8 protein-coding genes are annotated in these 11,022 nt (G+C 37.7%); 7 read left to right on the forward strand and 1 reads right to left on the reverse strand.

What is annotated here, in order from left to right; genetic code table 11:
- The first annotated feature begins 327 nt into the window (after nt 1-327).
- The 3 genes from gndA to pgl are packed head-to-tail and all read left to right on the forward strand — an operon-like array spanning nt 328 to nt 3,964.
- The gene (gndA, locus tag B2X72_RS04990; protein WP_145327330.1) at nt 328-1,746 is read left to right on the forward strand and encodes an NADP-dependent phosphogluconate dehydrogenase; all 1,419 of its coding nucleotides are present in this window, start codon (nt 328-330) and stop codon (nt 1,744-1,746) included.
- Nucleotides 1,747-1,754: 8 nt separating this feature from the next.
- Nucleotides 1,755-3,236: a glucose-6-phosphate dehydrogenase gene (gene zwf / locus B2X72_RS04995; RefSeq protein ID WP_145327329.1), complete on the forward strand. Its 1,482-nt coding sequence runs from the start codon at nt 1,755-1,757 to the stop codon at nt 3,234-3,236.
- A 17-nt stretch (nt 3,237-3,253) separates the two neighbouring features.
- On the forward strand, nt 3,254-3,964 hold the full coding sequence (gene pgl / locus B2X72_RS05000; protein WP_286848453.1) for a 6-phosphogluconolactonase: 711 nt from the start codon (nt 3,254-3,256) through the stop codon (nt 3,962-3,964).
- A gap of 285 nt (nt 3,965-4,249) precedes the next feature.
- Here the strand turns inward: pgl and B2X72_RS05005 are convergent, their stop codons facing one another.
- The gene (locus B2X72_RS05005; protein WP_286848454.1) at nt 4,250-4,678 is read right to left on the reverse strand and encodes a hypothetical protein; all 429 of its coding nucleotides are present in this window, start codon (nt 4,676-4,678) and stop codon (nt 4,250-4,252) included.
- Here B2X72_RS05005 and B2X72_RS05010 point away from each other — a divergent pair.
- From B2X72_RS05010 to B2X72_RS05025, 4 genes are all read left to right on the forward strand, one after another.
- A complete protein-coding gene (locus B2X72_RS05010) occupies nt 4,664-4,945 on the forward strand; it encodes a hypothetical protein (RefSeq protein WP_286848455.1) in 282 nt (93 codons plus the stop codon). The two genes, B2X72_RS05005 and B2X72_RS05010, sit on opposite strands and share 15 nt — an antisense overlap.
- A gap of 332 nt (nt 4,946-5,277) precedes the next feature.
- Entirely contained in the window at nt 5,278-6,204 is a 927-nt protein-coding gene (locus B2X72_RS05015; RefSeq protein WP_286848456.1) for an Rpn family recombination-promoting nuclease/putative transposase, read from the forward strand.
- A gap of 1,012 nt (nt 6,205-7,216) precedes the next feature.
- Nucleotides 7,217-10,060, forward strand: coding sequence for a PAS domain-containing hybrid sensor histidine kinase/response regulator (locus tag B2X72_RS05020; RefSeq protein WP_286848457.1), 2,844 nt, complete (start codon nt 7,217-7,219; stop codon nt 10,058-10,060).
- Between the two features lie 138 nt (nt 10,061-10,198).
- The coding region (locus tag B2X72_RS05025) for an AraC family transcriptional regulator (protein ID WP_286848458.1) at nt 10,199-11,022 on the forward strand (824 nt) is incomplete at its 3' end.

Consider the following 11,022-nt stretch of genomic DNA (forward strand, 5'->3'; position numbering starts at 1 on the left):
GTTTAGGACGCAAGTGATGTTTGGTTTAATAAAAAATTCTACGTTTTTCAATTTGAACCTAATCAAATAGGATTCTCAGAAGTTGATGAAAATGTGGGCTTTGATGCGATACCTGATAAAATAATTTTGAATTCGGATATGTTAAGACTTGTATTGACTAGCCTTGTTTAAGGCGCTCTTCTTTTATATTGGAAGCTCGTAACCAAATAACTAATGATATTTTCCAGTTGATGATAACTAAGTCAGAATTGAAAGAAAATTTTAGATAATTTTTTTGCTGGCATGCATTTCAGTAAATTTGATGCATAAACTAAACTTTAAGTAAGAATGGAAAAGTATAATTACGGGGTCATTGGTCTGGGTGTAATGGGAAGAAATCTGCTTTACAATATTGCAGATAATGGTTTTTCTGTCGTAGGATTCGATTTAGATGAAGAAAAGGTAATTGAACTTCGTAAAGGAGTTGCTTCAGGTACAAAGGTTGTTGGAACTGTTTCTCTAGATGAATTTGTGTTGAGTTTAGACAGTCCGCGAAAAGTTATTTTGATGGTTCCTGCAGGTAAACCGGTTGATGCTGTTCTTGAAAGCATAACACCGCTTCTGAGTCCAAATGATATTGTCGTTGATGCGGGAAATTCTTATTTCAAAGATACCGAGAGACGTATAGCTGATTTAGCTTCTAAAAACCTTCATTTTATGGGAATGGGTGTTTCTGGAGGAGAGCAGGGCGCAAGAAGAGGACCGAGTATTATGCCGGGTGGAGATTTGGAAGTTTTCAATTTAGTGAAGCCTATGCTGGAAGTTATTTCAGCAAAAGTAAAGGGGGAGCCCTGCACCGCTTATATGGGAAAAGGAGCTGCAGGGAATTACGTTAAAATGGTTCACAACGGTATAGAATATGCCATCATGCAATTAATCAGTGAAGCATACGATTTACTGAGAAAAGGAGCTAATCTTAACAATAACCAATTGCATGAAGTTTTCAAAAGATGGAATGAAGGCGAGATGAATTCTTTCCTTATTGAAATAACAAGAGATATTTTCCAGCAAAAAGATGATGTAACCGACGGTTTTCTTGTCGACAAGATTTTAGATAAAGCAGGAGCAAAAGGAACCGGAAAATGGACCTCCCAGGAGGCTATGGAAGTTGGGGTGTCTATTCCAACCATCGATATTGCGGTCACATCAAGAATTTTATCCGCTTACAAAGATGAGCGCGTGAAAGCTTCGCAATTATATGCTAAAGAAGAAGTAAAAACTCTTGAAAGCACAGAATTGTTCATCAAAGAGGTGGGGGATGCTTTGTATTTATCTACTTTAATCAGTTATGCGCAAGGATTGGCATTATTGGTAAAAGCTTCGGAAGAATATCAGTTTGAAATTCCGTTAAAAGATGTTGTTAAAATATGGAGAGGTGGATGTATCATTCGTTCGGTTTTATTGGAGAAATTTTATCTGGCTTATTCAAAATACGAGAACTTATCTAATATTTTATTGGATCAGGAAATTTCAGAAATTGTAAAAGATAAAATTTCTTCATTAAGAAAAACAGCGGCTTTTGCTGTATCAAACGGAATTCCAAGCTTAGGAATTCAGTCGGCTCTAGGGTATTTCGAAGCTTATACCACAGCATCTTTACCTGTAAACCTGCTTCAGGCTCAGCGTGATTATTTTGGTGCACACACTTACCAAAGAACTGACAGAGAAGGAGTCTTTCATACGTCATGGCAAAACCCAAATAACTGAATTCAACAATGAGTGACAATACAATCCTGCATCCAACAACGATCGTTATTTTTGGTGCAACAGGGGATTTGGCAAAAAGAAAGCTTTTTCCTGCCTTCTACAATTTATATATCGATGGCAGAATGCCAAAGGGGTTTAATATCTTAGCTTTAGGAAGAGCCGAAAATACGGATGAAAAATTCAGGGCTTATATTAAAGAAAATATAGAGAGTTTTTCCCGGAAGGCTGTAATCAAGGAAGATTGGGCTGGTTTTCAGGCTCACATCTGCTATTTTCAGCATCAGCTTGATGAAGAAAGCTCTTATCGGAATTTATATCAGAAACTGGAAAATTTTGATAAGGTGTACGGAATGAGAGGCAACAGACTTTTCTATTTGTCCATTGCACCAAACTTTGTATCTGTAATTTCAAATCATCTTAAAAATACGTCAATAGCATCTGATCCTGCAACAGATCGAATTATTATCGAAAAACCTTTTGGTCACAATAAAGAATCTGCCATTGAGCTAAATAACCTTCTTTCACAAACGTTCCAGGAAGAACAGATTTATCGTATCGATCATTATTTAGGTAAAGAAACCGTTCAGAATATTTTGGCGTTCAGGTTCGGAAATTCAATTTTTGAACCTCTTTGGAATCACAGACATATAGAATCGGTACAGATTACGGTCGCCGAAGAAGTAGGTGTGGAAACAAGAGCCAGTTTTTATGAGCAGACAGGAGCTTTGCGCGATATGATTCAGAACCATCTTTTGCAAATTCTTTGTATGGTTGCTATGGAACCTCCGGCTTCACTTGAATCGGGTGAGATCAGGGATCGTAAAGTTGATGTTTTAAAATCCATCCGTAGGATTTCTCCCGAAAAAGTAGATCATTATGCGGTAAGAGGACAGTACGGACGAGGCAAAGTAAATGGGGTAAAAGTAAATGGCTATCGCCAGGAAGAGGGAATTGCTCATGATTCCAATACGGAAACATTTGTCGCTATTAAGTTTTATCTGGATAATGAAAGATGGGAGGATGTTCCTTTTTATGTTCGTACCGGTAAGAAGATGAAAGAAAAGCATTCTTATATAACGATTCAGTTTAAGCCACTTCCAAATTCTACGTTTTCAGAAAGCACCTCGCTTCTGTCGGCAAACCGATTGGTTATTAATATCCAGCCACAAATGGACATCAGATTGCAGTTTATGTCTAAAAAACCAGGCTTGTCTTTAGAGCTTAAACCTGTGGAGATGATTTTCGATAATTTTGCCTGTCAGACCGATACTCCCGAAGCTTATGAAACTCTTTTATTGGAAGCCCTTGTGGGAGACCTTACACTGTTTATGCGCTCTGATCAGGTAGAAGAAGCTTGGGATGTGATAAAAACGATTCAGGAAACCTGGGAAAAAACCAAAGACCCATCTTTCCCAAATTATGCTTCAGGAAACTGGGGCCCTGATGACAGTGATGCACTGGTAGAGCGGCAGGGACATCAGTGGGTTTAAAATCTAATGAAAAGAGAATGAATATTACGATATTTAATAATCTGGATGCTTTATATAAAGAAGCAGCAGATACATTTGTTGAGCTTTCGAAAAAAGCGATTCAGAAGCATGATAAATTTGTGGTCGCGTTGAGTGGTGGCTCTTCACCGAAAGCTATTTTTAGTTTATTAGCTACTCCTGAATATGCAGATAAAATAATTTGGAACAAAATCCATTTTTTTTGGGTAGATGAAAGATGGGTTTCTCTTGAAGATGAGAAAAGTAATTTTAAGATGACTTTGGAAGTACTTTTGAATAAGGTTCCGGTCAATAAAAATCAGATTTTCCCCATGTATAAAGAGGGAATTGAGCCTGAAAATTACGCTAAAGCATACGAAGCCCAAATCAGAAATGTTTTGAGAGCTGAAGGTATTTTTGATTTCATCCTTTTAGGAATGGGTGATGATGGCCACACAGCTTCTCTGTTTCCAGGAGAAAAGATCTTACAAGAAAAAGAAAAATGGGTTGACGCCTACTATCTAAAGCCACAGGCAATGTTCAGAATTACTTTGACTGAACCTATTATCAATAAAGCTGAAAATATTCTGATTGTTACCTTTGGTAAATCCAAGAGAAGCGCTTTGAATGAAGTTCTTAATGGTGTATATAATCCTGAACTATATCCGCTACAGTTAATTGAAAAGAAAGCAGGAGTCCAGATTTTTACCGATAAAGAAGCTGGAATTTAATATCATTTAACTATAGGGACGCCTAGCCAAAAAGGCTCCCTTAACGATTGACAAGGGTGCTTAAATACTCTTGTCAATACAGTTATAGCCCCTTATGGAAATATTGGATCTTTTTTATCCTATGTCTCGGGCGATCCGCCGTGCCAAGACGCCTTTAATGTGATACCCAGGGAATGTGTAGGGAAACTTAAATATAGTTAATTGGTCTATTCGATTTGAAAATAACAGTTAAGCAAAAATACCAGGATAAGCGTATATACGAACAACTTATTTTGGTAAATTCATCTACCAATTATCAATATTGGCGGATTTTTCAAGAATGGATTTGATCAGCCCATTAAAGTACGCGTTTACGAATTGATGGCTTTTCTCCCTTTTGGGATTACCGTTACCTTTGAAATAAAATTTTTTCACGTCCATTTTATTCCAAGTGCCGTTGTAGTTCATAATTTGAGCATTAAAAGTTGGACTATTAATTCTTATTTTTCCATCTTTAAACAAAAAAGACAAGGTGTAATCGACATCATAGTAAGCAATAGCGGATGTTTTAAGTCCTCTATGTTTGTAAGCCGCTAAAGTGATCGCCTGCCCAGGAACCAAAGTTAGGCCTTCTTTGGGATTGGAATATAAGCTATTGATCGACTTTAGTACATTATCGTAAAGTTCTTGGAAAAGCAATTGCTGTGGGCAGCTCACCTGATGATGAGCAAGCATAAGCCTGTCGCAGCAGGTATGGCGCTCTTTGAGACCGAAAGTCGCAAGCCTATTCTTCCCCCTTTGGAAGAAGATATCTTGGAGGATTATTACGACGAGATGGAGCTGATTGGCTTTTGCGTAACGGGTACGCTATTCGAACTTACCAAAAGCGATTATCGGGGCGATATGCCTGCCAGGGAACTTCATCTGCACGAAGGGAAAATAATCCGCGTTGTGGGGGATTTTGTCTGTGAGAAATTTGTGAAGACAAGCGTGGCGACCTGATGAAATTTGGTACTTTTCTCGATGCCGAGGGACGATTTTTTGATACCGTCCATTTCCCGCAGAGCCTAGCCAAATATCCACTCCGTGGAGCAGGAGTCTATTTGGTTTAAGGCAAAGTTGTTCTGGAATACGGTTGCCCTTCCGTTGAGGTGATCCGCTGTGGCAAGATGCCGCTAAAACCCGATCCGAGGAGTGAATAGGACGAAAATGATCTTCATCGGGGAACTTGTTTTAATTCATATACATACTAATGTTTTAATACTAAAAATATTAGTATTAAAATGTTTTTTTACTTATATTTGTATTGTTAACCAATTTAAAAACAATGTATTATGAGTGAGTTGAAACAGTCGAAATATATCGATATTACAACAGATTATGGATTTAAAAAAGTTTTCGGATCAGATACCAATAAAGATCTTCTGATCGCTTTCTTAAACGAACTGTTTAGAGGACGTAAGATTATTGCCGACCTGTATTATAACAAAAATGAGCATGTCGGGGATACAGAGGATATCGGTACCGTTATTTTTGATCTGACCTGTACGGCAGACAATGGCGAACGTTTTATTATTGAAGTGCAGCGCACGGCGCAGGATAATTTGAAAAAGCGCATGCTTTATTACAGCAGTAAATTGATAGCGGATCAGGCACCCAAAGGCAACCGAAGGGCTTGGAATTATGCAATTAGTGAAGTTTATATCATTGTACTGATGGATGGATTTGCAATGCCTGATGCGGGGGATGAGAAGTGTTTTCTGCACGATATTTGTTTATGTTATCGAGATCATGGTAAAATATTTTATGACGATCTAGGCTTTATATATGTGGAATTGGTTAACTTTGTTAAAGCTGAGGCAGAGTTAGTTAATGATTTAGATCGTTGGCTTTATGTACTCAAAAATATGTCTTCGCTAAATGGACTTTCCACTTATTTGCGTAAGCCTATTTTTGAGAAGTTATTTCAGTTAGCAGAGTATAGCAAACTAAAACCGGAGGAACGAGAGATGTACAACGTAAGTTTAAGGAATAAATGGGATGCCGAGAGTATCCGAAGTAGTCAGGAGGATCAATTGAAACGAGCGCGCGAAAAAGCAATGGCTGAGGGAAAAGCTGAAGGAAAAGCCGAAGGGAAGGCGGAAGTAATAAAAAATCTTTTGTCTTCGAATAAGTTTTCGATATCGGAGATAGCCGAATTAGCGGACGTCACTGTAGAGTTTGTAAAGCAGATCGAGGCAGAGAAGGCTAAAGGAAAATAAAACAGATTACAATATAAGATTTTAAGGTCACTTGGATACTGTCTAAGTGGCCTTTTTCTTTTTTATAGGTTAAGTTGGTCTTAGACAATACTATTTTGAATAAGCTCTCATTTAAATAAAATAATTGTGAAGCAGGGAATACGAACTCAACTTTTTTATAAAAAGATCAAACGAAGGCGAACTAACCATTGTTATAAGAGTACTTTCATAAATTAGGTTAATAACAGGTAGTAAAAACCTTGAGATCCCCTCCTCAAGGTTTTTTTATTTTTTTCAAACGAGTAAGACATTACAATTGTTTCTTATACGAAAAATGAGAAGATTGCTTTTGCTGGCTTGATTTGCACTTGTTAGGCCAGCATTTTTTTGAAACCGACTATCCCATTATTGGGATCATAACTATATATATCAGGGCTGGTTTATTCCGGCCTTTTTTGTGCCGACACAATCAGTATCATAGGGCTTTTGAGTTCGTCTGCCATTCAGGCAACATGGTTAACCATCTCCATGTTAGGCTGTGGTCCAGTAACTAAGTTGATCGCAAAGTTATGGGCCAGCAGGGTTGTAAGGTATGTGGTAAGTGTCCTATGTTATTTTATTACATTGTTTTGTAAAAAGTGTGTTTCCCGCCTTGCTTCTCCAAAGTAATGGTCTACGGGCCAGTACAACTTGTTTGCGGCTGCATCGTAGATTCAGTCTTGGTCGGGTCTAGTAGTGAATATCGGATACTCAACAGAAAACACAAAACTGCCGCCCGGCTTTAGCCAACGGTTGATATGTATGCGGAGCAGATCAAAGTCTTTGATGTAATGGAATATAAGGGAACAGATGACGCATGATTCCGCGTATGCCTAGTTCTCCAAAATATTTTAATTTGAATTAATTCTTTTTTTATTAAAAAACTATTCAAATAAAATTGTTGTTTTGTTATAAACTTTAAATTTCTATAGCATATTACAACCTTATGCAGAATCAAAGGTACCCTAAAAACGATAACAGTGACCACCTCATCATGGATAATGATTATAAGTTAGTCGCTGACATGATTAAGAAAGATCTTTTTGGAGTGCTCCTTAAAGCGAAATTGATTTGTAATACGGAAATGGCGGTGTTGACTTTATTCGACAACAGTAAAAATTTTGTACGGACCTATTTTCATGATGTCGATGGAAATATAAGTATCGATAAAGTATTTTTGGACTATGTGTTTGATGACAACGGCACGCTAGAATTTCCAGACCTTAGCAATGAACTTCCTTCGCAGCGCAATTCAGTGATTTTCCAGAATTTTGGAATACTGTATTATTATGAAGCACCACTCATCAATCACGAAGGAAAAATAGTTGGTTTTTTAAGCGTTATGGATAGTAGCTCAAACAAGCTTTCTGATAATCAACAGACTCTTTTTTCATTATTGTGCACAGAAGTTCTTGGCTTACTTCAAGAGAAAAACCAGCACCTCCAGTTAACTAGTAAATTGGAATATGCGAAATCTACACTAGACATGACCAGTCAGGTGGCCAGAGTGGGGAGCTGGGAGTATGATTTAGTTGATGATTATATCGATTGGTCTGAAATGACAAAGATTATTCATGGGGTTCCAAAGGATTATCGTCCAACTATTAAAACAGCAATTGAGTTTTATAAAAATCCTCAACATAGGATTAAAATTGTTCAGGCTATCAATAGTGCAATCGCTACAGGAGCTTCATGGGATCTTGAATTAGAAATTGATACCTATCAGGGTACAAGCTTGTGGGTTAGAGCACTAGGGAAAGCAACTTTTGAAAAAGGGAAGTGCGTTCGACTATATGGCACTTTTCAGGATATTGATAAACGTAAACGTTCTGAGGCGGAATCGATTCGTTCTAAGAAATTGCTCGAAGATGTGTTGAATGCCACTACTGCAGTCGCTATCATAGCAACTGACGCAGAAGGGTTGATAACACTTTTCAACCGGGGCGCAGAAAATTTATTAGGGTATAAAGGTAATGAAGTGATCGGTAAAATTACGCCGACATTATTTCATAGCAGTAGGGAAGTTAAAGATCGAGCGAAGGAACTTGAAAGTAAATTTGGGTATCCGATTAGTGAATTTAGGGTGTTTGTCGAGATGGCAGAGCGCTACGGATCCGAGCAAAGAGAATGGACTTATATAAAAAAAGATTTTACGCGACTTTACGTATCTCTAGCAGTCACTGCAATGCGCGATATTTCTGGTCAGATTATAGGTTATCTTGGCATTGCCACAGACATCACGAAGATTGTTCTTCAAAGAGAAGAATTAGAGAAAGCTAAAAAGCTTGCTGACCAGGGTAGCGTGGCGAAGTCAGAGTTTCTCGCTAATATGAGTCATGAAATTCGTACACCTCTTAACGGAATTATAGGTTTTACGGATTTGATGAGTCGAACAAAACTAGACGATACACAAAAAGAATATGTTTCTATTGTCGATCAGTCTGCTAATCTTCTTTTGAGCATCATAAACGATATACTTGATTTTTCTAAAATTGAAGCCGGCAAATTGGAGCTTTCGATTGAAAAAAATGATTTGTATGAGATGTTTGCTCAGGTTACAAGTTTGATTGACTTTCAGTGGAAGGCCAAGAAATTGGATTTTCGGGTAAATTTATCAGAATCGCTACCGCATTATGTTTGGGTTGACTCACTTCGACTCAAACAGGTGCTCATGAATCTTCTAAGTAATGCAATAAAATTTACGGACAAGGGAAGTGTTGCACTACATGTCGATGTACTATCCTCGGACGAAAACTCCACCACGCTGCGCTTCAGTGTAACGGACAGCGGAATAGGTATTAAACCAGAAAAACAGCAAAAAATATTTGAAGCATTTTCTCAAGAAGATGCTTCAATAAGCAAGAGATTTGGCGGAACAGGGCTTGGACTTAGTATTTCAAATCAATTGCTAAAAATGATGGATAGTAAACTAAAATTGGAGAGCGAATATGGGAAAGGGAGTCAATTTTATTTTGAAATAACATTAAGGTCGCAAAAGGGGGATGTGTATGAATGGAAACTTTTAGAATCCTTAAAGGTTATGATAGTTGCCCGACAAGATGCCGATCGAGCTAATATTGCATTGATGTTGTATTTGAAGAAAGTTAATGTCTCGTTGGCCGATAACGGATTTGAAGTTCTTCAAATGTTGGCCAAAGGTGAGCGGTATGATGCGATTATTATTGATAATGATCTACCTATAATGAACGGTATCGATACGATAAAAAAAATTAGGGAAAAGTCACTCTACAAAGGAGTTGGACAGCCCGTAGTTTTAATGTTATCCGTCCTTGAGACCAACCCAGCCCGTATTGCTGAAAGCAGCCATATTATTCATTGTATTAATAAACCAGTTAAAGTAGATCAACTGTATTCAACATTAGTTGCTGCATTACAGCAGGATGAAGAAACGATCAAATATGCCGAAAAAGAAACGGCCTTTTTGGAAAGAAAATACAAGATTTTAATTATTGAAGACAACAAATTTAATATGTTGCTTACTAGAACCATTGTACAGAATGTTCTTCCCAATGTGGAAATCATAGAGGCGGTCGATGGGGTAATGGGATTTGAATTGTTCAAGGAGAATAGGCCTGATTTGGTCTTCATGGATATACAGATGCCTGAAATGAATGGTTATGAGTTAACTGGATTGATTAGAAGAAATGAAGAGGGGAGGATACATACGCCAATTATAGCATTGACAGCCAGTAATATTAAGGACGAAAAGGAAAGGTGCATTTCGTGTGGAATGGATGATTTTGCTGTGAAGCCTTTTGTTAAAGAAACATTGCTGGAGCTTTTGAGAAAATGGTTGATAAATGACAGCAATAACTAGGTATGAAAGACTTGTATATGATTTAGTCAATAATGGCTATTCGGGTTAACGAGGTTTAAACTTGTCGCTAAGTCAAAGTTGATAATTCCTTTATTTTATAGCGCGCTATTGGCTAAATTTGATAGATTTCTTTAATGCATGAAAAACAAAAAGACACAGGCTTTAATTCCATGGCTCGATACCATTAGTCAATTTTTCGATACTTTTAGGATTGGCACAGCTGTGAATGATTTATTTAACGTCATGCGGATTGAAGACCAGGCAAAAGGCAAATTGCTTTTCATGCCGCTTTTCCGAGGTAATTTTTTTCGTATTTTAATCTGCAAGACACAGGGGCCCAGATTCCTGCTTCCTGACGAAACCATCTATACTTCAGCTAACAGTATTTACTTTGCATATCCCGGTAAAATGGAAAGCTGGCAGCGTGAGGAAACGATTTATGGCTATCTCATTTGTTTTACGTCCGAATTTGCTGGAATAGACCCTCTAAAACCCAAATTTGAAAAAGATTACCCATTTTTTATGCGTGGGGCCAATTCACTTCTGAGGCTTTCGCAGCAAGATATGGACAAGGTATCGCATACAGCCGAAACGCTGCTTCTTGAAATGAAATCGGGACAGGAGGATAATTTTGAAATGATGCAAACTTTATTAAAGGTATTGCTTATCCAAATCCGTCGTCTGTATTATAAAGATAAGGAGGTAAAAACTCCTTTTCAGTTAAAACAGGCCTCCCTGATGGTCAAGTTTAGAAAAGTGCTCGATGCTTATGCTATTGACGCCCCCGATATACGAAAAGAAGGAAGGCCAACGGTTCGAAAAATCGCAGATGAACTGAATCTCACAGCTAGCCATTTGAATTTTTTAGTAAAAAAATATACCGGGCGCACGGCGTTGTTTCATATTAATGAAAAGCTAGTGCTGGAAGCAAAAAGTCTTTTAATGGATATACTTGAACAAGC

Origin of the sequence: Sphingobacterium sp. UBA7253 (assembly GCF_002472745.1) — a bacterium.
Lineage (GTDB): Bacteria > Bacteroidota > Bacteroidia > Sphingobacteriales > Sphingobacteriaceae > Sphingobacterium > Sphingobacterium siyangense.

Bases quoted from the DNA above. Each gene is read 5' to 3' on its own strand.
- gndA (WP_145327330.1), top strand. From the start codon at position 328: ATGGAAAAGTATAATTACGGGGTCATTGGTCTGGGTGTAATGGGAAGA.
- zwf (WP_145327329.1), top strand. From the start codon at position 1,755: ATGAGTGACAATACAATCCTGCATCCAACAACGATCGTTATTTTTGGT.
- pgl (WP_286848453.1), top strand. From the start codon at position 3,254: ATGAATATTACGATATTTAATAATCTGGATGCTTTATATAAAGAAGCA.
- B2X72_RS05010 (WP_286848455.1), top strand. From the start codon at position 4,664: ATGATGAGCAAGCATAAGCCTGTCGCAGCAGGTATGGCGCTCTTTGAG.
- B2X72_RS05005 (WP_286848454.1), bottom strand. From the start codon at position 4,678: ATGCTTGCTCATCATCAGGTGAGCTGCCCACAGCAATTGCTTTTCCAA.
- B2X72_RS05015 (WP_286848456.1), top strand. From the start codon at position 5,278: ATGAGTGAGTTGAAACAGTCGAAATATATCGATATTACAACAGATTAT.
- B2X72_RS05020 (WP_286848457.1), top strand. From the start codon at position 7,217: ATGGATAATGATTATAAGTTAGTCGCTGACATGATTAAGAAAGATCTT.